Source organism: Shewanella sp. LZH-2, from assembly GCF_016859145.1.
GTDB classification, from domain to species: Bacteria; Pseudomonadota; Gammaproteobacteria; order Enterobacterales; family Shewanellaceae; genus Shewanella; species Shewanella xiamenensis.
The window spans coordinates 4,590,345-4,614,150 of sequence record NZ_CP069350.1 but is presented as its reverse complement, the minus strand read 5'-3'; the positions used below and the strand labels follow the sequence as shown (position 1 = coordinate 4,614,150).

Here is a 23,806-nt window from a genome sequence, read left to right as displayed (position 1 = left end):
AAAACCATGACGTTAAAGAAAAGAGGGTTAGGTAAAGGCTTAGATGCCTTACTGAGTAATAGCCACGCCGCGAGTAAAAAACACACGGAAGAAGTGGTCGTTGTCGATAAAAAAGAAGAACTTATCCATCTTGATCTCGACCTATTACAGCCGGGAAAATACCAACCTCGTAAGGACATGTCTCCCGAGGCATTGGAAGAACTTGCCCATTCCATCCGTAATCAAGGCATTATCCAGCCGATTGTAGTGCGCCCTGTTAGCAATAACCAGTATGAGATTATTGCCGGTGAGCGCCGTTGGCGCGCTTCCCAATTGGCGGGTGTTGAAAAAATCCCTTGTATCGTTAAAGCGGTTCCCGATGATGCCGCTATTGCTATCGCCTTGATCGAAAACATTCAGCGTGAAGACTTAAATGCCATGGAAGAAGCCATTGCATTACAACGTTTAATGCAAGAATTTGAACTGACTCACCAACAGGTCGCCGATGTTGTGGGAAAATCTCGGGCGAGTGTATCTAACTTGTTACGTTTAAACGGTTTAAATGAGCCTGTTAAGCGTTTACTCGAGTATGGCGATATTGATATGGGCCATGCGCGCGCTTTGCTCGCAATTGAGGGTGAAGAACAAACAAATCTGGCGAGATTAGTGGCAGCCAAGGAATTAACCGTTCGCGAAACTGAACGATTGATTAATCAAACCTTAAATCCACCCAAACCCGTCGAAACTACGACTAAAGATCAAGATGTTTGTCGTTTAGAGCAGCAGTTAATTGAAAGATTAGGTGCCAAGGTTTCGATCGCTCATAGCAGTAAGGGGAAGGGTAAAATTGTAATTAACTATCAGAATCTGGCTGAATTAGACGGAATTCTTAGCAAAATTCGTTAATGTCTGTAGATTAACAGTTTTTAATGTAAATTTGTGACATATGTTAATTTCGGATTTTGACTGTTTTGGCGCTATATCACGTTAAAAGTGCTGTTTTTCCTTATCTCAAAGTTGCAATGAAGGCGTGAAAAGGTATACTTTCGCAAGCTTTTTGTGCATCGACATAAATACGGATATTTGTCATCCGGTCATCGAAACAAAAAGTATAAATGCGGAGAGGATGAGTTGAGTAAGGTTTTAGCGCGTCGTGGCCGGTGGTCAGCCTATAAATTGGTGATGATGCAGGCGGCGGTGGCTGGGGGTGCTTCAATTCTCTTTTTCGTCGTGTGGGGAGTTCAGTTTGGCTATTCTGCATTAGCAGGTGGTTCAATTGCTGTGCTCCCTAATTTTGTATTCGCGACCCTCGCTTTCTCCCATACGGGAGCAAGTTCAGCTGCAAAAGTGATTAAAACTTTTTACTGGGGGGAAGCGGTAAAGTTGCTGTTAACCATCGCAATGTTTTCGCTAGTGTTTATCAATCTTAAGGTCGCATTTATGCCTCTTTTTGTTTGTTACGTGCTGACGTTGATCGTGCATTGGACAGCTCCTTTATACTTCAAGCAAAGTTAAGTGGGATGAATCATGGCTGCAACTGGTGAAGCGTTAACACCGCAGGGCTATATCCAGCATCACCTTACCAACCTACACGTTGGTGAAGGCTTCTGGACATGGCACATTGATTCGTTGTTCTTTTCGGTTGGTCTTGGTGTTCTGTTCCTGTGGATTTTCCGTAGTGTTGGTAAAAAAGCGACTTCAGGTGTTCCCGGTAAGCTGCAATGCTTTATCGAGATGATCGTGGAGTTCGTTGATAACAGCGTGAAAGAAAGTTTTCATGGCCGCAATGCCGTGATCGCGCCTTTAGCTCTGACCATTTTTGTATGGGTATTCATGATGAACTTCATGGATATGCTCCCTGTAGACTGGCTGCCTTGGCTAGCAAGTTTAGCGGGAATTCCATACTTAAAAGTGGTTCCGACGACTGATGTAAACATCACCTTCAGCTTAGCTATCGGTGTGTTTGTGCTGATTATTTACTACAGCATTAAGGTCAAAGGCGTGTCTGGTTTTGTTAAAGAACTGACGCTACAGCCCTTTAACCATAAGGCAATGATACCCGTCAACCTCCTATTAGAGACTGTTACCTTAATCGCTAAACCAATTTCATTGGCATTGCGTCTATTCGGTAACTTGTACGCAGGTGAGTTGATCTTCATCCTTATTGCGCTGATGTATGGTACCAACTTGTTATTATCTTCCCTAGGTGTGACTCTGCAACTAGGTTGGTTAATTTTCCACATTTTGGTTATCACGCTGCAGGCGTTTATCTTCATGATGTTGACCATTGTTTACTTAAGCATGGCCCATGAAGATCATTAAGGATTGCTGAAGAAATTTTAAACTAAATCATCAACTAATTAGATTTAGATTTTAGATACTGGAGATACAGATGGAAACGATTTTAGGCATGACAGCTATCGCTGTTGCTCTGCTGATTGGTATGGGTGCTCTTGGTACTGCAATCGGTTTCGGCTTATTAGGTGGCAAGTTCCTGGAAGGCGCTGCGCGTCAACCAGAAATGGCTCCTATGCTGCAAGTTAAAATGTTCATCGTAGCGGGTCTGTTAGACGCCGTAACAATGATCGGTGTTGGTATCGCATTATTCATGCTGTTCACCAACCCACTGGGTGCAATGCTGTAAGAAAACGCTTCTGTCTTAACTCTAAATAGGAGGCTGTTGTGAATTTCAACGCTACCCTAATCGGTCAGACGGTCGCCTTTATCATCTTCGTGTGGTTTTGCATGAAGTTTGTATGGCCCCCTTTGATGAATGCCATCGAAGCGCGCCAAAAAAGGATTGCTGACGGTCTAGCTGATGCTGATCGTGCGGTAAAAGACCTAGAGTTGGCTCAAGCGAAAGCGACTGACCAACTAAAAGAAGCCAAGGTGACGGCTAACGAAATTATTGAGCAAGCTAACAAGCGTAAAGCTCAAATAGTGGAAGAAGCTAAAGCCGAAGCAGACGCTGAGCGTGCCAAAATCATCGCTCAGGGTAAAGCAGAAATTGAAGCTGAACGTAATCGCGTGAAAGAGGATCTGCGTAAGCAGGTTGCTACTCTTGCCATCATGGGTGCTGAGAAGATCCTTGAGCGTTCTATTGATCCAGCCGCCCACAGTGACATAGTTAATAAACTAGTCGCTGAAATTTGATAAGGGAGTTTGAGTTATGGCTGAATTAACCACCATCGCTCGCCCTTACGCAAAGGCAGCTTTTGACGTTGCTGTTGAACACAACGCAGTGGATACCTGGGCCGAAATGCTCACGTTTGCCGCATTGGTTAGTGAAAACGAAACCATGCAGCCACTGCTGACTGGCTCTTTAGCCAGCACCAAACTCGCCGCACTCTTTATCAGTGTGTGTGGTGAGCAAATCAATGAGCAAGGTCAAAACTTGATAAAGGTAATGGCTGAAAACGGTCGCTTAAAGGTACTACCTGCTGTATATGAGCTTTTTGCTCAATACCGTAATGAGTGGGCAAAAGAAGTGGAAGCCGATGTGGTTTCTGCAGCTGAGCTCAGCTCTGAACAACAGCAGCAGATCAGTATTTCTTTAGGGAAACGTCTCGCACGCAAAGTTAAGCTGAATTGCAGCACTGACGCCGCGCTTATCGCCGGTGTAATCATTAAGGCAGGTGACTTAGTCATTGATGGCTCTGTCCGCGGTAAGTTATCGCGTCTGTCTGAAAAGCTGCAGTCGTAATTGGGAGTTTGAGCATGCAACTGAATTCCACTGAAATCAGCGATCTGATTAAGCAGCGGATCGAGCAGTTCGAAGTCGTTAGCGAATCTCGTAACGAAGGTACTATCGTTGCGGTTAGTGACGGCATTATCCGCATCCACGGCCTAGCCGATGTGATGCAAGGTGAAATGATCGAACTGCCTGGTAGCCGTTTTGCAATCGCGTTGAACCTTGAACGTGATTCTGTCGGTGCCGTAGTAATGGGCCCTTATGCTGATTTAGCAGAGGGCGTAAAAGTTAAAACTACTGGCCGTATTCTGGAAGTTCCAGTCGGTCGTGGCCTGTTAGGCCGCGTAGTTAACACTCTGGGTGAGCCTATTGACGGAAAAGGAGCTATCAACAACGATGGTTTCTCTCCTATTGAAGTGATTGCTCCTGGTGTTATCGAGCGTAAGTCAGTAGATCAACCAGTTCAAACTGGTTATAAAGCCGTTGACGCTATGATCCCAATCGGTCGTGGCCAACGTGAATTGATCATTGGCGACCGTCAAACTGGTAAAACAGCCATGGCGATCGACGCAATCATCAACCAGCGCGATTCTGGCATTAAGTGCGTATACGTAGCAGTAGGCCAAAAGGCTTCTACTATCGCTAACGTAGTGCGTAAGCTAGAAGAACACGGTGCATTAGCTAACACTATCGTTGTGGTTGCTACAGCTTCTGAAGCTGCTGCGCTGCAATACTTAGCACCGTACTCTGGTTGTGCTATGGGTGAATACTTCCGCGACCGCGGTGAAGATGCTCTGATCGTATACGATGACCTGTCTAAGCAAGCAGTTGCTTACCGTCAGATCTCGTTACTATTGAAGCGTCCACCAGGCCGTGAAGCTTATCCTGGTGACGTATTTTATCTACACTCTCGTTTACTAGAGCGTGCTTCACGCGTAAACGAAGATTATGTAGAAAAGTTCACTAAAGGTGCAGTAACAGGTAAAACCGGTTCGTTAACCGCGCTGCCTATTATTGAAACTCAGGCGGGTGACGTATCTGCATTCGTACCGACCAACGTAATTTCGATTACTGACGGTCAGATCTTCCTTGAGACTGATCTGTTTAACTCTGGCTTACGTCCAGCGGTTAACCCAGGTATTTCTGTTTCTCGTGTTGGTGGTGCGGCTCAGACTAAGATCATCAAGAAACTGTCTGGTGGTATTCGTACTGCTCTTGCACAGTATCGTGAACTTGCTGCGTTCTCACAGTTTGCATCTGACTTAGACGATGCAACTCGTGCTCAGCTAGAGCATGGTGTGCGTGTTACCGAACTGATGAAGCAAAAACAATATGCTCCTATGAGTGTAGCTGCTCAAGCTGTGTCTATTTTCGCAGCTGAAAAAGGTTACCTGAAGGGCATTGAGCTGAAAAAAGTTGGTGATTTCGAAGCCGCTCTGCTCTCGTACATGAACAGCGAGCATGCTGCTTTAATCAAGCTTATCAACGAGACTGGCGATTATAACGCCGATATCGAAGCTGAATTAAAAGCTGGCCTCGACAAGTTCGTAGCAACCCAAACCTGGTAACAATGATAGAGGTGTCTTAAGACACCTCAGGTCCAGATTGGAGAGTAGAGATGGCCGGCGCTAAAGAGATTAAAACCAAGATCGCGAGTGTAAAAAACACTCAGAAGATCACGTCCGCCATGGAAATGGTGGCAGCCAGCAAAATGCGCAGAGCGCAGGAACGCATGGCTGCGAGCCGTCCATACGCGGAAAACATGCGTAAGGTGATCGGTCACGTAGCGCAAGGTTCTCTCGAGTATAAACACCCCTACTTAGAGGTGAGAGAGGCTAAGCGGGTTGGTTACATTGTTGTAGCAACCGACCGTGGCCTTTGTGGTGGTCTGAACGTCAACCTCTTTAAAAAGGTTGTTGCAGACGTGAAAAGCTGGAAAGAGCAAGGTGCAGAATTTGAATTCTGCCCTATTGGTGCTCGTAGTGTGCAGTTTTTCAAAAGCTTCGGTGGACAGGTTTCTGCCCATGCTTCAGGTTTAGGCGATGCGCCAAAGCTCGCTGACCTGATCGGGACAGTACGTGTGATGCTAGATGCTTACAACGAAGGCAAACTGGATCGTCTGTATGTAGTGTTCAACAAGTTTGTAAACACTATGACGCAGACTCCTGTGATCGAGCAGCTGCTACCTTTGCCTAAATCGGAAGATGATGAGGTTGCTCATCGTTGGGACTACATCTACGAACCTGATCCAAAAGCCCTTTTGGATACCTTATTGGTTCGTTATGTAGAATCTCAGGTTTACCAAGGTGTTGTTGAAAACATTGCTTCCGAACAAGCTGCCCGTATGGTGGCGATGAAGGCGGCAACGGACAACGCGGGTACACTGATTGACGATTTGCAATTGGTCTATAACAAGGCTCGTCAGGCTGCGATTACGCAAGAACTGTCGGAAATTGTTTCTGGTGCCTCTGCGGTTTAGGTTAGGTAACGAATACAAGTTTTAGAGGATTAATCATGAGCACAGGTACTGTTGTCCAAGTGATTGGCGCGGTTGTGGACGTAGAGTTTCCACAAGATGCCGTACCTCAGGTATATGACGCTCTGAAGATCACAGGTGAAGGCTCCTGTAATGGTTTGGTGCTGGAAGTTCAGCAACAACTAGGTGGTGGTGTAGTTCGTACCATCGCTATGGGTACTTCTGATGGTCTGCGTCGTGGTCTTGAGGTAGTAAACTCAGGTTCACCTATTTCTGTTCCTGTTGGTACCGCCACTCTTGGCCGTATCATGAACGTTTTAGGCGACCCTATTGATGAAGCTGGTGCAATTGGCGAAGAAGAACGTTATGTGATTCACCGCAGCGCTCCTTCATACGAAGAGCAATCAAACACGACTGAACTGTTAGAGACGGGTATCAAGGTTATCGACCTTGTATGTCCATTCGCTAAGGGTGGTAAAGTCGGTCTGTTCGGTGGTGCGGGTGTTGGTAAGACAGTTAACATGATGGAACTGATTAACAACATCGCTAAAGCTCACTCAGGTCTTTCTGTATTCGCTGGTGTAGGTGAGCGTACTCGTGAGGGTAACGACTTCTACTACGAGATGAAGGATTCTGGCGTTCTCGACAAAGTAGCCATGGTTTATGGCCAAATGAACGAGCCACCAGGAAACCGTCTGCGTGTAGCACTGACCGGTCTGACTATGGCTGAAAAGTTCCGTGACGAAGGTCGTGACGTACTGTTGTTCGTTGACAACATCTACCGTTACACCCTAGCCGGTACTGAAGTATCAGCACTGTTAGGTCGTATGCCTTCTGCGGTAGGTTACCAACCCACTCTGGCTGAAGAAATGGGCGTTCTGCAAGAGCGTATTACTTCAACTAAGACGGGTTCTATTACCTCTGTACAAGCGGTATACGTACCTGCGGACGACTTGACTGACCCGTCACCAGCAACAACCTTCGCTCACTTAGATGCGACTGTTGTATTGTCACGTCAAATCGCTTCTCTGGGTATTTACCCAGCGGTTGACCCATTGGATTCGACTTCTCGTCAATTAGATCCATTAGTGGTTGGTCAAGAGCACTATGACGTAGCTAACGGTGTACAAACTGTTCTGCAACGCTACAAAGAGCTGAAAGACATTATTGCGATTCTCGGTATGGACGAATTGTCAGATGATGACAAGATGACCGTTTCCCGTGCACGTAAGATTGAGCGTTTCTTGTCTCAGCCTTTCCACGTAGCAGAAGTCTTTACTGGTTCTCCTGGTAAGTACGTTTCTCTGAAAGACACTATCCGTGGCTTTAAGGGAATTCTGAGTGGCGAGTTCGACCACATTCCAGAACAAGCGTTCTACATGGTTGGTTCTATCGACGAAGCTGTCGAGAAAGCTAACAAAAAGAAATAACTAAGTAGTCATACTTAGTTTTTTAAGGAGAACGGGATGGCAGCCATGACAGTACAGCTTGATATAGTAAGTGCAGAGAGCAGCATCTTCTCAGGTCGCGTAGCTAGCCTACAAGTGACCGGTTCTGAAGGTGAGTTGGGCATCATGCATGGCCACGCTCCACTGTTAAGCTATATCAAACCTGGCATGGCGCGCATCGTCAAACAAGACGGCAGCGAAGAAGTGTTTTATCTTTCTGGTGGTTTACTGGAAGTACAACCTTCTTCTGTTTCTGTGTTAGCTGATGTGGTTATGCGTGCCAAAGATATTGATGAGCAGGCAGCATTAGAAGCCAAGCGTCGTGCAGAAGCCCATATGGCAACTGCGGGTGCGGACTTTAATTATGATGCCGCTATGGTTGAGTTAGCGAAAGCAATGGCTCAATTACGTGTTGTTGAAACCATCAAGAAAAACATTGCCAGATAAAGGTTATTGTTTGTGATAAAAGGCGGTTATCGAAAGATACCCGCCTTTTTTGTTGGTTTTTTCGCTGCGTTTTGAGATCTGCCTTTCGCTTTGCTGCGCCTTTCCGTTAAAATTGCGCCATTAAATAGAGCTCAGTTTATCCCTTTGGGATGTTAATCAAGGATATGGCAATGGCATTAAATGTAGTGATCTTGGCAGCAGGAAAAGGAACTCGCATGCGCTCGGATCTTCCCAAGGTATTACATCCTATCGCTCATAAGAGCATGGTGCAGCATGTGATTGATACTGCACACCATATTGGCAGTGATACTATACAGCTCGTTTATGGCTACGGTGCCGATAAATTAAAATCCGCTTTGGGTGAGCAGCAACTCAATTGGATGTTGCAAGCCGAGCAGTTAGGCACTGGCCATGCGGTCGCTCAGGCGATTCCTAATATCGATGATAATGATACTGTGCTGATCCTTTACGGTGATGTGCCGTTAATCCAAGCCTCTACGCTTGAAGCATTACTTGCTGCGCGTCCCGATAATGGCGTGGCGATTTTAACCGTCAATCTAACCAATCCAACTGGCTATGGCCGTATCGTGCGCGAACAGGGCAAGGTTGTCGGTATTGTCGAACAAAAAGATGCTAATCCAGAGCAACTTGCTATTAATGAAGTTAACACGGGCATTATGGCTGTTCCTGGTAATGCATTAAAAACCTGGCTTGGTCGCTTATCGAATAACAATGCCCAAGGTGAATACTATCTAACGGATATTATCGCCATGGCCCACGCCGATGGGGTTGAGATTAATACTGCTCAGCCGCAATCTGCTATCGAAGTGGAAGGTGCCAATAACCGCGTGCAGCTTGCGCAACTTGAGCGCGCTTATCAGGCCCGTGAAGCCGAAAAGCTGATGATTGCTGGCGCTAATTTGCGCGATCCAAGCCGTATCGATATCCGTGGTGAAGTGACCGTGGGTATGGATGTGATGGTCGATGTGAATGTGATTTTCGAAGGTAAAGTGGTGATTGGCAATAACGTTAGCATCGGCGCTGGTGCAATTCTTATCGACTGTGAAATTGCCGACAATGCCGAGATCAAACCTTACTCTATTATCGAAGGCGCTAAACTCGGCGTAGCAGCCAGTGCGGGGCCTTTTGCCCGTTTACGCCCCGGTGCTGAGTTAATGCAAGATGCCCATATCGGTAACTTCGTTGAGATGAAAAAAGCCGTTTTAGGTGTGGGGTCTAAGGCGGGTCACTTAGCCTATTTAGGCGATGCGCAAATCGGTGCGGGTGTGAATATTGGTGCGGGTACTATTACCTGTAATTACGATGGTGCCAATAAACACTTAACCGTGATTGAAGATAATGTGTTTGTGGGGAGTGATACTCAGCTGGTGGCGCCGGTGACCATTGGTAAAGGCGCGACGCTCGGTGCAGGGTCAACAATTACCCGTGATGTGGGTGAGGATGAGCTAGTGATCACCCGTGTTAAGCAAAAACATCTGACTGGCTGGCAACGTCCGGTAAAGATTAAGAAGTAACGGCTTTATTTTTTGTTATAGAAAGCGGCAATTAGCCGCTTTATGTTTTTTTGTCAAAGGTCTAAATCCTCTCCAAATAAAAATCAGCTAAATTAATGTTGAATTAATACTGTGGTGTTATGGGTAATTCATTGTTTTTATTCAAAGTTGATCTAAGTCACGCCAAATTGTAAATCCATGTAAAGATCCTTAAATAAAAACAATTCTTATTTATATTGCCTGCAATTCTAAGACGAAAGGTCTACTTGAGGTGTTGGCAATGGTATTTAAATATTCAGTTGTAGGTTTGGCCGTTGGGGCTGCATTAATGGCGATGCCTGTTATGGCAGAAGCGCCAAACGATGCAAATATAGAACGTATTAATGTAACAGGCCGTACTTTTAACGATTATAAAGTCGGTAGCGCATCGGGCGCTATGCGTGGCGATATTGACTTAATGGATACCCCGCAGTCCGTTAATGTTATCCCTGATTTTGTGACTGACGAACAATTAGCAACTAACCTTGCAGAAGTCTTAGTTAACGATTCGAGCGTAACGGCGGGTACTACTCGTTGGAACCGCCAAGTCTTCAGTATTCGTGGCTTCGAACTCGATTCGGGCAACGGTTATCTCATCAACGGTCACCAGCAATGGTCTCATTACGTTCAACCTATAGAAACGCTACAACAGGTTGAGGTACTAAAAGGCCCTTCAAGTATGTTGTATGGCCAATCCGGTCCTGGCGGTTTGGTTAATATGGTCACCAAAAAGCCGACCTATGATTCAATGCTCGATTTAGGTTTTGATACTGATGGCTACGGCTCTACCCGTGCGCAGTTAGATGCGGGAGGCAGCTTAAACGATGCTCAAAGCATTCGTTATCGTGGTGTGTTAGTTAAACAAGACACTAAATACTGGCGCGAATATTCAACTACTAATGAAAACCAAGAGCGTGATCGTTGGTTGGGTTACTTAAACTTAGAATTTGATATCAGTGATGATGTTTTGTTATCAGTTAAGTACGACCATACCCAAGACAAAGCGGGCATCGATGCGGGTGGTTGGTTAGATAAACAAGGCAATGTGATTGGCGAGCGGAAAACCGTATGGGACGCGCCTTGGGCCTTTACCGATAATACTGTTTCAAATTTAGGTGCTGATCTGACTTGGCAAATGAGTAACGACTGGAAAGTTAAAGTCGGTTACAACGATCAACAATTTAATCGCCAACGTTTCGACTCTGCCCCTGTTTATGCGGCAGATCCCTTCACCAAGGGGTATAGCATCAAGCCTTTTGATCGATATGACGATTGGCAGCATAAAACTGCTTATATTGATTTTACGGGCGAGTTTGAATTAGCAGGCTTGGAGCATCAATTCCTTATTGGTGCCAACTATTTAGATTACTTCTACCAGCAACAAATCGCTCGTGGTGCAACTCAAACAGTGATCCCTGGACAACCGGTTGTTCAGCCTGACCTTGATTACCATCAGGGCAAATTAAGTGCTCCAAGCGAATACAAATACTACGGTTTCTATCTGCAAGATTTAATGACCATCAACGAACAATGGAAATTGCTTGCAGGTGTACGTTATGACGAGCAGAAAAAAGACGGTGAAGGGGAAAATAGCTATGCCGTATCGCCAAAATTCGGGGTGATTTATTCGCCTATGGATAATGGCAGTATTTATGTCAACTATTCAAAAAGCTTCACCCCACAAGGTGCAGTGAATAACGAATACGATATCAATAACAAACTTAACCTAAAGCCTGAATACGGTATTCAATATGAAGTGGGAACAAAGTGGGAACTGTTTGACGATAGTTTGCTGCTAACGGCAGCGGTATTTGATATCACACTTGAAAACATTACCATTTCAGAAAAATTACCAACGCCTATTGGTGATTATACTGATATCACTACCCAAGGTGGTGAGCAAAAGCACCGTGGTTTTGAAATGGGTGCCCAAGGCAAAATTGGAGATAGCTGGTTTGTGACATCATCGATGATGTATTTAGATGCTGAATATCAAACGGGTGATGCTCGTGAAGGTAATACTCCTATTGATGCCCCTGAATGGTCTGCCAATATCTGGACTCGTTATGAAGTAACTGACAACTTTGCAATGAACTTCGGTGCTATCTATGTTGGCGAGCGTTTTGCCGATGTGAATAACACTATCAGTAAAGACGGTTATGTCCGCTTCGATATCGGTGCTGCCTACACTATGGATATTATGGGTAAAGACGTAAGCATCCGCGCAAACGTGAGAAACCTATTTGATACTGAATACTTAGATGGTGGTAGCGATAAGATGGTCACTATCGGCCAAGATCGTAACTTCAGCGTGGCACTTGAAGCTAAGTTTTAAGCTCAGTTCCCCTTTTTAAGTTTCATACAATTAAAGCAGTTTACCTTTGGGTGAACTGCTTTTTTATTATTTTTCATAAAGTTAATTAATCCAACTTAAAAGCGACCCATCTTGATTCGAAATTATCTTTCGAATACTAGCAAAAATGTTTCGTTTCTTTATAATATATCTTTCGAATCGAAAGTTAACTGAAAGGTTTTATGAATAAACGAAATACACAGCAACGACGCCACAGTATCATCAGCATCCTGAATGAACAGGGTGAAGTGAGTGTCGATGAGTTGTCATTACGTTTCGAAACCTCAGAAGTGACTATTCGTAAAGACTTAGCAGAACTTGAAAAAACCGGACTGCTGCTACGCCGCTACGGTGGTGCTGTAGCTATTCCCGATGAAGTGACGCAACAGTTTTCTGCCAAGATTGCGCCTAACAAGTTATCCATCGCTAAAGCTGCGGCGCAGCTGATTAAAGATCACAATCGCATCATTATCGATAGCGGTACCACCACTTCAGGCTTAATTGCTGAACTCGACCACAAACGTGGGCTGGTGGTCATGACCAATGCTCTTCATTTGGCTAACGCGATTCACGAACTTGAAAATGAGCCGACCCTATTGATGACCGGTGGAACCTGGGATCCGCATTCTGAATCCTTTCAAGGCCAAGTGGCCGAACAGGTATTACGCTCCTATAACTTTGACCAACTGTTTATCGGTGCCGACGGTATCGATTTAGCGCGAGGCACCACCACCTTTAATGAGCTGACGGGTTTAAGTAAGGTGATGGCTGAGGTTTCCCGCGAAGTCATCGTGATGGTGGATTCGGACAAAATCGGCAAGCGGATCCCTAATTTAGAACTACCTTGGTCGCAAATCAGTGTACTAGTCACCGATGATCGCATCGAAGAGCGCGCCCTTAACCAAATTACCGAGCAAGGCGTGAAAGTTATCTTAGCGCCCTACTCGCCTTAGGCATTTGCCCGTGATAAGCCAGAGCAAATGACTCAAATAACTTCATTTTTATTTTTCATTTTATAGGTAAAAACTATGTGCGGAATCGTTGGCGCTGTGGCGCAAAGGGATGTGGCCGAAATTCTGGTCGAAGGTTTACGTCGTTTAGAATATCGTGGATATGATTCCGCGGGTGTTGCGGTTATTCATAATGGCGAACTCAATCGCACCCGCCGCGTGGGTAAAGTACAGGAACTGTCTGCTGCACTCGAAACCGACCCGTTAGTAGGCGGCACTGGTATTGCGCATACTCGTTGGGCAACTCACGGTGAGCCAAGCGAGCGCAATGCTCACCCACATTTATCTGAAGGCGATATTGCCGTTGTGCACAATGGCATTATCGAAAACCATCATAAACTGCGTGAAATGCTTAAAGAACACGGCTACCACTTCAGCTCTGATACCGATACTGAAGTCATTTGCCACCTAGTTCATCATGAATTAAAAACGCACGACACCTTACTGGCTGCGGTGCAAGCCACGGTTAAACAACTCGAAGGCGCTTATGGCACTGTGGTGATTGACCGCCGCGACAGCGAGCGCATGGTCGTCGCGCGTTCCGGCAGTCCACTGGTGATTGGTTTTGGTTTAGGTGAAAACTTTGTCGCCTCCGACCAACTGGCACTGCTGCCTGTCACACGCTCTTTCGCCTTTTTAGAAGAAGGTGACGTGGCCGAAGTGACTCGTCGCACCGTGAGCATTTTCGATGTATATGGCAATAAAGTTGAGCGCGAAGTTAAAGAATCAGAAATCACCCACGATGCTGGTGACAAAGGCGAATATCGCCATTATATGCTCAAAGAAATCTATGAGCAGCCACTGGCTCTGACGCGTACTATTGAAGGCCGCATCGCCAACAAACAAGTGCTCGACACAGCTTTTGGTGATAATGCCGCTGAATTCTTAAAAGATATTAAACACGTACAGATTATTGCCTGTGGTACTAGCTACCATGCGGGCATGGCTGCGCGTTATTGGTTAGAGGATTGGGCTGGCGTTTCTTGTAATGTCGAAATCGCCTCCGAATTCCGCTACCGCAAGTCACATTTGTTCCCTAACAGCCTGTTGGTGACCATTTCTCAATCCGGTGAAACTGCCGATACGCTTGCAGCGATGCGCCTAGCCAAAGAAATGGGTTATAAGGCGACACTGACCATCTGTAACGCGCCTGGCTCTTCCTTAGTTCGTGAGTCTGACATGGCGTACATGATGAAAGCAGGCGCCGAAATTGGCGTTGCTTCAACTAAAGCCTTTACCGTGCAATTAGCGGGTTTATTAATGCTGACTGCGGTGATCGGTCGCCATAATGGCATGTCGGAGCAAATGCAGGCCGAGATCACTCAAAGCCTACAGTCTATGCCTGCCAAAGTGGAGCAAGCATTAGGCTTAGATGATGCGATTGCTGAATTGGCGGAAGACTTTGCCGACAAACACCATGCCTTATTCCTTGGCCGTGGCGATCAGTACCCTATTGCGATGGAAGGTGCGCTGAAACTTAAAGAGATCTCCTATATCCATGCTGAGGCATATGCTTCTGGCGAGCTGAAACATGGCCCACTGGCCTTGATTGATGCCGACATGCCCGTCATAGTGGTGGCGCCAAACAACGAACTGTTAGAAAAGCTGAAATCTAACGTTGAAGAAGTGCGTGCCCGTGGTGGTTTAATGTATGTGTTTGCCGATGTGGATGCTGAGTTTGAGTCTGACGAGACTATGAAGGTTATCCCGGTTCCACACTGCGATATCTTTATGGCGCCGCTGATTTACACTATTCCATTACAGTTGCTGTCATATCACGTTGCGTTAATTAAGGGCACCGATGTGGATCAACCGCGAAACCTCGCTAAATCGGTGACGGTGGAATAAATTGGAAGCAATAAAAAACCGCCTAAATGGCGGTTTTTTATTGGGGCTTGATTAGAGTATGTGCTGGTGGCTGAGTGTATTAAGCCGTTATTGCATTAAGTGCGTGCTGCTTTTTTGCTTCTAAACGTTTCCATACTTTATCGTGGAAATAAAACACCACAGTGTTAATCGCGGGCTCAACTAAGGCAACGGCACCACCGACTAAAACACTACCAGTTAATAAATAGGTAACGGTGAAGGCAACGCTGAAATGTAATACGGCAAAAGTAAGTGTCTTGGTCATGATTCTATCCTCTAATGTAAGCCCCTTTTGGGAATGATTAGATGATAACAATTCTCATTAAAATTTAAAGCCGTATTTTGAGATTAGTTTAAACGGTTTTTTCTATCTATAAGCGCTAAAAAAATATAAAGCCCTCAAATGAGGGCGTTATATGGCAATCAGCTTCGATCAGTAATGCCAAGGGAAGGCTGAGAAGTCTTGGTCACGTTTCTCGAGGAAAGCATCGCGCCCTTCTTGAGCTTCTGCACTGGCATAGGCTAAACGTGTTGCTTCACCCGCAAACAGTTGCTGGCCAACCATGCCGTCGTCAGTCATGTTAAAGCCGTACTTCAACATCCGCATCGCTGTCGGCGATTTCGAGTTGATTTCTTTTGCCCACATTAATGCTTCGGTTTCTAGCTCGGCATGGGGAACCGATTTATTCACCATTCCCATGGCAAAGGCTTCATCGGCACTGTAGTTAAAGCCGCAGAAGAAAATTTCTCTCGCGCGCTTTTGGCCAATCATCTTGGCAAGATAAGCACTGCCATAGCCTGAGTCGAAACTCGCGACATCGGGATCGGTTTGTTTGAAGACGGCGTGTTCCTTGGAGGCTAAGGTTAAGTCGCAAACCACATGCAAACTGTGTCCGCCACCCACGGCCCAACCAGGCACGACCGCGATCACTACTTTTGGCATAAAGCGGATCAATCGTTGGACTTCGAGGATATGTAAACGCCCCATTCTGGCTAAATCGGCTTTGCCCTCTTCGGCGCCTTCATATTTATAACCATCTTTACCACGAATGCGTTGATCGCCGCCGGAGGAGAATGAGTATTGTCCTTTAGCCGAGGGGCCATTGCCAGTGAGTAATACACAACCTACATCGGACCATTGACGAGCGTGATCGAGGGCGATATATAACTCATCAACCGTTTTTGGACGAAAGGCATTGAGGCAATCTGGGCGATTGATGGCGATACGCACTGTGCCGTGGGCTTTGGCTCTATGGTAAGTAATATCGTCGAAGTTAAATCCGTCGACTTCATCCCACAGTGTGGGATCAAAAATATCTGATACTGGTTTAGTCATGATGCAAGGCCTATATAATTGAAGCTCAAAGGCTAGGCGGAATCATGTTTCTGGTCAATCGCCTAAGCACCATGCTTAGTGATGAATTGCAAAATTCCGTTTGCCTGTTAGTGGAATTAGAGGTTATCGCAGATAAATAGCAAGTTATCTCGGCTAAAAATGGGATGCTCAGTGGCTGTAGTGCCGCAGTAGTTTTCTTTAAAATCAGCAATGCCATCTTCGGTGAGTGGGATTTTATTAAACTCTTCAGCCTCAGATGCTGATAACCGCTCCAATATCTCTGTTCGTGCTTTCGTGAGATTTTGATTAATTTTAATTATCTGAGTGCCCATTGCTGAGCTCACTTTGCTTTCTATCTTTTGAACCATTTCCTCTGTTTTTGCTATAGGTGCATCTAGTTTGTCTGTTTCGGTGTATAAGTAATATAATGCACCACAAAGGAGCGCTAATATGATCCAACCTTTCATCTTTTAGTCCAACATAAGTGAATAACCATTAATAATATGGGTATAATAAGCCAGTTTTCGTCCAATATTAAAGCAGTAAAAGGCTGTCACGATGAACGCAGAATCTAATAACAAGGACTATTCGAAAACCAATCGAATTAAGATTCACCAGCCTGATGCAGATAAGGCTGATCGCTTTAACCCCCGCAATCGGATTTATGTCCGTGCAATCGATGGATTATGGAGTAGTTTACGCCGCCGCATGGGCTGGATAGCAATGCTCTTCTTCCTGATATTACCTTGGATCCCTTGGGGAGATCGTCAAGCCGTATGGTTTAACCTCGCTGAGCAGAAATTCCATGTCTTTGGCTTAACGATTTGGCCGCAGGATCTGACCTTACTTGCCGCTCTCTTTATGATAGCCGCCTTTGCGTTATTTTTTGTGACAACCTATCTCGGCCGAGTCTGGTGTGGTTACACTTGCCCGCAAACCGTATGGACATTTATGTTCATTTGGTTTGAGGAAAAACTCGAAGGTGCCCGTAATAAGCGCATTAAGCTAGATCAAATGCCATGGGGTTTTGACAAAATCTGGCGCAAAACCGCAAAACACACTGCATGGATAGTGCTTTCGCTCATCACGGCAATGACCTTTGTGTCCTATTTTGTGCCGAGCCGTGAAGTCTATGTCGATGTATTTACCCTTAATGCATCAGGCGCAATCTACTTCTGGGTGGTGTTTTTTACCTTAGCGACCTACGGTAATGCGGGTTGGATGCGTGAAATCATGTGTATCCATATGTGCCCGTACGCGCGTTTCCAATCGGCGATGTTTGATAAAAACACCTATATCGTTGGTTACGATGCAAAACGCGGTGAGACCCGCGGCCCGCGCTCACGTAAAGCTGACCCCAAAGAAATGGGTCTAGGTGATTGTATTGACTGCGACCTCTGTGTTCAGGTTTGCCCTACCGGTATCGATATTCGTAATGGCTTGCAATATGAATGTATTAACTGTGGTGCCTGCATTGATGCGTGCGACCAAACCATGGAGCGGATGGGATATCCTCTAGGGCTGATTAGTTACACCACCGAAAATAAACTCGAAGGTATTAAAGAGAAGGTACTGCGTCCGAAGCTGGTGGGTTATGGTGTGGTGCTGGCCGCGATGATACTGATCTTTATCTATGCGAGTGCGACAATTGCGCCAGTGCGTATGGATATTATCCGCGACCGTAATCAACTCTATCGAGAAAATGATCGAGGTTTGATTGAAAACACCTTCACTTTGAAGATCCTGAACAAGACAGAGCAAGCCCATGAATACACGATGAGTGTTGAAGGCCTCAACAACTATAAGTGGTATGGACCTACCTCAGTGACGATTGCTGGTGGAGAGGTATTAACTCTACCTATTAGTATCGGGGTCGATCCGGTCGAACTTTCGCGTTCAGTGACAAACATCGAGATAAAAGTGAAAACCCATATTGATGGTGAAGAAGTCGAAGTCGAGCAAGAATCGCGATTCTTCAGCCCATAGTTACTGTTTCGTTAACCAAATGAGTTTAAAAAGGGACTGTTTAGTCCCTTTTTTATTCATGTTGCTGGATATCTAGGCGTCTAGATGATTAATCGTAATTTTCTGACAAAAAGCGCTTGCACAAAAAGTTCTGCTGCCTATAATGCGCATCCACTGACACGGCAGACAGCGAAAGCGAGCGCGGTTACAGTGCGAATCGAATGCAAATTGTGCAGTTGATTCGAAAGCCTCAAGAAGTTTGTAAAAACGCCTTGACGCGACAAGGGAAATGCGTAGAATACGCAGCCCTGACCTGCTGAGCGGTAACGCGAAGTGAATGGTCAAATGCTCTTTAACAATCTAAACAAGAAATCTGTGTGGACACTCACAGGTGTTGAGTTAATCGAAATTACTCTGCCGTTTGGCGAGTAATCAAAGAATTAAATCAATGAATGAGTGTTCATAGCAATATGTACAACGACTTATTAAGTTAAGTCGATTCAGAATTCATTGAGCCGAATCTTCGGATTCAAAAAACTTTTAATTGAAGAGTTTGATCATGGCTCAGATTGAACGCTGGCGGCAGGCCTAACACATGCAAGTCGAGCGGCAGCACAAGGGAGTTTACTCCTGAGGTGGCGAGCGGCGGACGGGTGAGTAATGCCTAGGGATCTGCCCAGTCGAGGGGGATAACAGTTGGAAACGACTGCTAATACCGCATACGCCCTACGGGGGAAAGAGGGGGACCTTCGGGCCTCTCGCGATTGGATGAACCTAGGTGGGATTAGCTAGTTGGTGAGGTAATGGCTCACCAAGGCGACGATCCCTAGCTGTTCTGAGAGGATGATCAGCCACACTGGGACTGAGACACGGCCCAGACTCCTACGGGAGGCAGCAGTGGGGAATATTGCACAATGGGGGAAACCCTGATGCAGCCATGCCGCGTGTGTGAAGAAGGCCTTCGGGTTGTAAAGCACTTTCAGTAGGGAGGAAAGGGTGAGTCTTAATACGGCTCATCTGTGACGTTACCTACAGAAGAAGGACCGGCTAACTCCGTGCCAGCAGCCGCGGTAATACGGAGGGTCCGAGCGTTAATCGGAATTACTGGGCGTAAAGCGTGCGCAGGCGGTTTGTTAAGCGAGATGTGAAAGCCCTGGGCTCAACCTAGGAATAGCATTTCGAACTGGCGAACTAGAGTCTTGTAGAGGGGGGTAGAATTCCAGGTGTAGCGGTGAAATGCGTAGAGATCTGGAGGAATACCGGTGGCGAAGGCGGCCCCCTGGACAAAGACTGACGCTCATGCACGAAAGCGTGGGGAGCAAACAGGATTAGATACCCTGGTAGTCCACGCCGTAAACGATGTCTACTCGGAGTTTGGTGTCTTGAACACTGGGCTCTCAAGCTAACGCATTAAGTAGACCGCCTGGGGAGTACGGCCGCAAGGTTAAAACTCAAATGAATTGACGGGGGCCCGCACAAGCGGTGGAGCATGTGGTTTAATTCGATGCAACGCGAAGAACCTTACCTACTCTTGACATCCACAGAAGACTGCAGAGATGCGGTTGTGCCTTCGGGAACTGTGAGACAGGTGCTGCATGGCTGTCGTCAGCTCGTGTTGTGAAATGTTGGGTTAAGTCCCGCAACGAGCGCAACCCCTATCCTTATTTGCCAGCACGTAATGGTGGGAACTCTAGGGAGACTGCCGGTGATAAACCGGAGGAAGGTGGGGACGACGTCAAGTCATCATGGCCCTTACGAGTAGGGCTACACACGTGCTACAATGGCGAGTACAGAGGGTTGCAAAGCCGCGAGGTGGAGCTAATCTCACAAAGCTCGTCGTAGTCCGGATTGGAGTCTGCAACTCGACTCCATGAAGTCGGAATCGCTAGTAATCGTGGATCAGAATGCCACGGTGAATACGTTCCCGGGCCTTGTACACACCGCCCGTCACACCATGGGAGTGGGCTGCAAAAGAAGTGGGTAGCTTAACCTTCGGGGGGGCGCTCACCACTTTGTGGTTCATGACTGGGGTGAAGTCGTAACAAGGTAGCCCTAGGGGAACCTGGGGCTGGATCACCTCCTTACCTATACGACTAACTCGATGTTTGCTGAGTGTTCACACAGATGGCTTGTTGAACTTCCTGTAAAGGAAGGGAGAGCGACATGCACCGCGAGCCGGTATGCATTGTTCTTTAACAATTTGGAAAGCTGATAGTAATTAACGCAATGATGTCTGTCGTTGTGTTAATACGAAAAAAATTGAGTTCTTAAAACACTTGTTAAGTGTCTTGAATATTCAAGTCTAAGGCGAGTCCATCTTCTTGGTCGAAGATGAGACAAGTAAAACCAGCTGGTCGCAACAATTCAAGTGGCTCACGCAAGTGAAACCCATTTGGGTTGTATGGTTAAGCGACTAAGCGTATACGGTGGATGCCTTGGCAGTCAGAGGCGATGAAGGACGTAGTAACTTGCGAAAAGCGTTGGCGAGCTAGTAACAAGCATTTGAGCTAACGATGTCCGAATGGGGGAACCCGGCCGCATAAGCGGTCATCATGTGGTGAATACATAGCTACATGAGGCAAACGAGGGGAACTGAAACATCTAAGTACCCTTAGGAAAAGAAATCAACCGAGATTCCCCTAGTAGCGGCGAGCGAACGGGGATTAGCCCTTAAGTCAGAGGGGTGTTAGTGGAATGGTCTGGAAAGTCCAGCGGCACAGGGTGATAGCCCCGTACACGAAAACTAACCTTTGATGAAAACGAGTAAGGCGGGACACGTGATATCCTGTTTGAATATGGGGGGACCATCCTCCAAGGCTAAATACTCCTGACTGACCGATAGTGAACCAGTACCGTGAGGGAAAGGCGAAAAGAACCCCTGTGAGGGGAGTGAAATAGAACCTGAAACCGTATACGTACAAGCAGTGGGAGCGGTTCTTGAGACCGTGACTGCGTACCTTTTGTATAATGGGTCAGCGACTTACGTTTTGTAGCGAGGTTAAGCGAATAGCGGAGCCGTAGGGAAACCGAGTGTTAACTGCGCGTTTAGTTGCAAGGCGTAGACCCGAAACCCGGTGATCTAGCCATGGGCAGGTTGAAGGTTGAGTAACATCAACTGGAGGACCGAACCGACTAATGTTGAAAAATTAGCGGATGACTTGTGGCTGGGGGTGAAAGGCCAATCAAACCGGGAGATATCTGGTTCTCCTCGAAAGCTATTTAGGTAGCGCCTCGAGCGAATACCATTGGGGGTAGAGCACTGTTAAGGCTAGGGGGTCATCCCGACTTACCAACCCTTTGCAAACTCCGAATACCAATGAGTACTACTCGGGAGACAGACGGCGGGTGCTAACGTCCGTCGTCAAAAGGGAAACAACCCAGACCGTCAGCTAAGGTCCCAAAGTGTATGTTAAGTGGGAAACGATGTGGGAAGGCTTAGACAGCTAGGATGTTGGCTTAGAAGCAGCCATCATTTAAAGAAAGCGTAATAGCTCACTAGTCGAGTCGGCCTGCGCGGAAGATGTAACGGGGCTAAACATACCACCGAAGCTACGGGTGCAATTCATTAGAGTTGCGCGGTAGAGGAGCGTTCTGTAAGCCGTTGAAGGTGAAGGGGTAACCCACACTGGAGGTATCAGAAGTGCGAATGCTGACATGAGTAACGATAAAGGGGGTGAAAAACCTCCTCGCCGAAAGACCAAGGGTTCCTGTCCAACGTTAATCGGGGCAGGGTGAGTCGACCCCTAAGGTGAGGCCGAAAGGCGTAATCGATGGGAAACAGATTAATATTTCTGTACTTCCGCTAACTGCGATGGAGAGACGGAGAAGGCTAGGCTAGCGCGGCGTTGGTAGTCCGCGTTTAAGGTGGTAGGTGGGTGACTTAGGCAAATCCGGGTCACTATACACTGAGAGCTGATGACGAGTCCCCAAGGGGATGAAGTAGTTGATGCCATGCTTCCAGGAAAATCTTCTAAGCTTCAGGTTAGCGGGAATCGTACCCCAAACCGACACAGGTGGTCGGGTAGAGAATACCAAGGCGCTTGAGAGAACTCGGCTGAAGGAACTAGGCAAAATGGTACCGTAACTTCGGGAGAAGGTACGCTCTTGTTGGTGATGAGACTTGCTCTCTAAGCTGACGGGAGTCGCAGATACCAGGTGGCTGCAACTGTTTATCAAAAACACAGCACTGTGCAAACTCGCAAGAGGAAGTATACGGTGTGACGCCTGCCCGGTGCCGGAAGGTTAATTGATTGGGTTATCGCAAGAGAAGCTCATGATCGAAGCCCCGGTAAACGGCGGCCGTAACTATAACGGTCCTAAGGTAGCGAAATTCCTTGTCGGGTAAGTTCCGACCTGCACGAATGGCGTAATGATGGCCACGCTGTCTCCAGCCGAGACTCAGTGAAGTTGAAATTGCGGTGAAGATGCCGTATACCCGCGGCTAGACGGAAAGACCCCGTGAACCTTTACTATAGCTTGGCACTGAACATTGACCCTACATGTGTAGGATAGGTGGGAGACTATGAAGTTGGAACGCTAGTTCTGATGGAGTCGTCCTTGAAATACCACCCTTGTAGTGTTGATGTTCTAACTTGGCCCCATTATCTGGGGTAAGGACAGTGCCTGGTGGGTAGTTTGACTGGGGCGGTCTCCTCCCAAAGAGTAACGGAGGAGCACGAAGGTTGGCTAAGTACGGTCGGACATCGTACGGTTAGTGCAATGGCATAAGCCAGCTTAACTGCGAGACAGACACGTCGAGCAGGTACGAAAGTAGGTCATAGTGATCCGGTGGTTCTGAATGGAAGGGCCATCGCTCAACGGATAAAAGGTACTCCGGGGATAACAGGCTGATACCGCCCAAGAGTTCATATCGACGGCGGTGTTTGGCACCTCGATGTCGGCTCATCACATCCTGGGGCTGAAGTCGGTCCCAAGGGTATGGCTGTTCGCCATTTAAAGTGGTACGCGAGCTGGGTTCAGAACGTCGTGAGACAGTTCGGTCCCTATCTGCCGTGGGCGTTGGATGATTGAGGGGAGTTGCTCCTAGTACGAGAGGACCGGAGTGAACGAACCGCTGGTGTTCGGGTTGTCATGCCAATGGCATTGCCCGGTAGCTATGTTCGGAATCGATAACCGCTGAAAGCATCTAAGCGGGAAGCGAGCCCCAAGATGAGTCATCCCTTGGACTATAAGTCCACTAAAGAGCCGTTCGAGACTAGGACGTTGATAGGTCAGGTGTGTAAGCGTTGTGAGGCGTTGAGCTAACTGATACTAATGACTCGAGAGGCTTAACCATACAACCCAGATGGGTTTTGCTAAGTAGCACTTAGACGAATACAAACACTTAAGAAGTGGTCATAAAATGCTCCTGCATTTATGACATCAAGTACCTCCATGTACTTGTGAACTCAAACAGCTTTCCAAATTCATTTACTGCCCACATAAGATGGGGAGTAGATACCAAATTTGCTTGGTGACAATAGCATTGTGGTCCCACCTGATCCCATCCCGAACTCAGAAGTGAAACGCAATCGCGCCGATGGTAGTGTGGGGTCTCCCCATGTGAGAGTAGGTCATCGCCAAGCGCCTAAATAAACAATGAAGCCAGCTGAATAAGCTGGCTTTTTTGTTTTTGAAATTTCAAACTGCCTGTTTGTTGTAACATAGCGATCCCATATTCAA

At 46.8% G+C, this 23,806-nt stretch carries 18 protein-coding genes and 3 rRNA genes; 18 read left to right on the top strand and 3 right to left on the bottom strand.

Annotated elements, in window-relative coordinates:
• The first annotated feature begins 6 nt into the window (after window positions 1-6).
• The 14 genes from JM642_RS20225 to glmS all read left to right on the top strand — a co-directional run bounded on the left by JM642_RS20225 (window position 7) and on the right by glmS (window position 14,805).
• On the top strand, window positions 7-885 hold the full coding sequence (locus JM642_RS20225; protein WP_037413441.1) for a ParB/RepB/Spo0J family partition protein: 879 nt from the start codon (window positions 7-9) through the stop codon (window positions 883-885).
• Window positions 886-1,110: 225 nt separating this feature from the next.
• A complete protein-coding gene (locus JM642_RS20220) occupies window positions 1,111-1,494 on the top strand; it encodes an ATP synthase subunit I (protein ID WP_011074336.1) in 384 nt (127 codons plus the stop codon).
• 12 nt (window positions 1,495-1,506) lie between these two features.
• Window positions 1,507-2,301, top strand: a complete 795-nt coding sequence (atpB, locus tag JM642_RS20215; protein ID WP_037413438.1) for a F0F1 ATP synthase subunit A — start codon at window positions 1,507-1,509, stop codon at window positions 2,299-2,301.
• Window positions 2,302-2,371: 70 nt separating this feature from the next.
• Complete coding sequence (gene atpE, locus JM642_RS20210) at window positions 2,372-2,623, top strand: F0F1 ATP synthase subunit C (RefSeq protein WP_006083840.1); 252 nt, start codon at window positions 2,372-2,374, stop codon at window positions 2,621-2,623.
• A 38-nt stretch (window positions 2,624-2,661) separates the two neighbouring features.
• Window positions 2,662-3,132 carry a F0F1 ATP synthase subunit B gene (atpF, locus tag JM642_RS20205; protein ID WP_011624650.1) on the top strand — a complete coding sequence of 157 codons (471 nt, stop codon included), beginning with the start codon at window positions 2,662-2,664 and terminating at the stop codon, window positions 3,130-3,132.
• Between the two features lie 16 nt (window positions 3,133-3,148).
• Window positions 3,149-3,682 (top strand): F0F1 ATP synthase subunit delta, encoded by a 534-nt coding sequence (atpH, locus tag JM642_RS20200; protein ID WP_203432452.1) that lies wholly within the window; start codon window positions 3,149-3,151, stop codon window positions 3,680-3,682.
• A 14-nt stretch (window positions 3,683-3,696) separates the two neighbouring features.
• Window positions 3,697-5,238, top strand: coding sequence for a F0F1 ATP synthase subunit alpha (atpA, locus tag JM642_RS20195; RefSeq protein WP_037413433.1), 1,542 nt, complete (start codon window positions 3,697-3,699; stop codon window positions 5,236-5,238).
• Window positions 5,239-5,288: 50 nt separating this feature from the next.
• Window positions 5,289-6,149 carry a F0F1 ATP synthase subunit gamma gene (gene atpG, locus JM642_RS20190; protein ID WP_037413431.1) on the top strand — a complete coding sequence of 287 codons (861 nt, stop codon included), beginning with the start codon at window positions 5,289-5,291 and terminating at the stop codon, window positions 6,147-6,149.
• Window positions 6,150-6,184: 35 nt separating this feature from the next.
• Complete coding sequence (gene atpD / locus JM642_RS20185) at window positions 6,185-7,576, top strand: F0F1 ATP synthase subunit beta (RefSeq protein WP_037413426.1); 1,392 nt, start codon at window positions 6,185-6,187, stop codon at window positions 7,574-7,576.
• A gap of 36 nt (window positions 7,577-7,612) precedes the next feature.
• Window positions 7,613-8,041, top strand: a complete 429-nt coding sequence (locus JM642_RS20180; protein WP_011624645.1) for a F0F1 ATP synthase subunit epsilon — start codon at window positions 7,613-7,615, stop codon at window positions 8,039-8,041.
• 170 nt (window positions 8,042-8,211) lie between these two features.
• Window positions 8,212-9,576 (top strand): bifunctional UDP-N-acetylglucosamine diphosphorylase/glucosamine-1-phosphate N-acetyltransferase GlmU, encoded by a 1,365-nt coding sequence (glmU, locus tag JM642_RS20175; RefSeq protein WP_055647042.1) that lies wholly within the window; start codon window positions 8,212-8,214, stop codon window positions 9,574-9,576.
• 259 nt (window positions 9,577-9,835) lie between these two features.
• Window positions 9,836-11,929 (top strand): TonB-dependent receptor, encoded by a 2,094-nt coding sequence (locus JM642_RS20170; RefSeq protein ID WP_144346127.1) that lies wholly within the window; start codon window positions 9,836-9,838, stop codon window positions 11,927-11,929.
• Between the two features lie 200 nt (window positions 11,930-12,129).
• A complete protein-coding gene (locus JM642_RS20165) occupies window positions 12,130-12,900 on the top strand; it encodes a DeoR family transcriptional regulator (RefSeq protein WP_203432451.1) in 771 nt (256 codons plus the stop codon).
• Between the two features lie 75 nt (window positions 12,901-12,975).
• Entirely contained in the window at window positions 12,976-14,805 is a 1,830-nt protein-coding gene (gene glmS, locus JM642_RS20160) for a glutamine--fructose-6-phosphate transaminase (isomerizing) (protein WP_144346126.1), read from the top strand.
• A 79-nt stretch (window positions 14,806-14,884) separates the two neighbouring features.
• Here the strand turns inward: glmS and JM642_RS20155 are convergent, their stop codons facing one another.
• The 3 genes from JM642_RS20155 to JM642_RS20145 form a co-directional block, all read right to left on the bottom strand.
• Window positions 14,885-15,088: a DUF2061 domain-containing protein gene (locus JM642_RS20155; RefSeq protein WP_140907419.1), complete on the bottom strand. Its 204-nt coding sequence runs from the start codon at window positions 15,086-15,088 to the stop codon at window positions 14,885-14,887.
• Between the two features lie 168 nt (window positions 15,089-15,256).
• Complete coding sequence (locus JM642_RS20150; protein ID WP_169548703.1) at window positions 15,257-16,159, bottom strand: 1,4-dihydroxy-2-naphthoyl-CoA synthase; 903 nt, start codon at window positions 16,157-16,159, stop codon at window positions 15,257-15,259.
• A gap of 116 nt (window positions 16,160-16,275) precedes the next feature.
• Window positions 16,276-16,626 (bottom strand): hypothetical protein, encoded by a 351-nt coding sequence (locus JM642_RS20145; RefSeq protein WP_037424115.1) that lies wholly within the window; start codon window positions 16,624-16,626, stop codon window positions 16,276-16,278.
• A 91-nt stretch (window positions 16,627-16,717) separates the two neighbouring features.
• Here JM642_RS20145 and ccoG point away from each other — a divergent pair, with 91 nt between their 5' ends.
• The 4 genes from ccoG to rrf all read left to right on the top strand — a co-directional run bounded on the left by ccoG (window position 16,718) and on the right by rrf (window position 23,709).
• Window positions 16,718-18,145, top strand: a complete 1,428-nt coding sequence (ccoG, locus tag JM642_RS20140) for a cytochrome c oxidase accessory protein CcoG (protein ID WP_037431664.1) — start codon at window positions 16,718-16,720, stop codon at window positions 18,143-18,145.
• A 520-nt stretch (window positions 18,146-18,665) separates the two neighbouring features.
• Window positions 18,666-20,208: ribosomal RNA gene (locus tag JM642_RS20135) — 16S ribosomal RNA — on the top strand.
• 319 nt (window positions 20,209-20,527) lie between these two features.
• Window positions 20,528-23,420 (top strand): 23S ribosomal RNA (locus JM642_RS20130).
• Window positions 23,421-23,593: 173 nt separating this feature from the next.
• Window positions 23,594-23,709 (top strand): 5S ribosomal RNA (rrf, locus tag JM642_RS20125).
• Together the 16S, 23S and 5S rRNA genes form the textbook arrangement of a ribosomal RNA operon.
• Window positions 23,710-23,806: the final 97 nt, after the last annotated feature.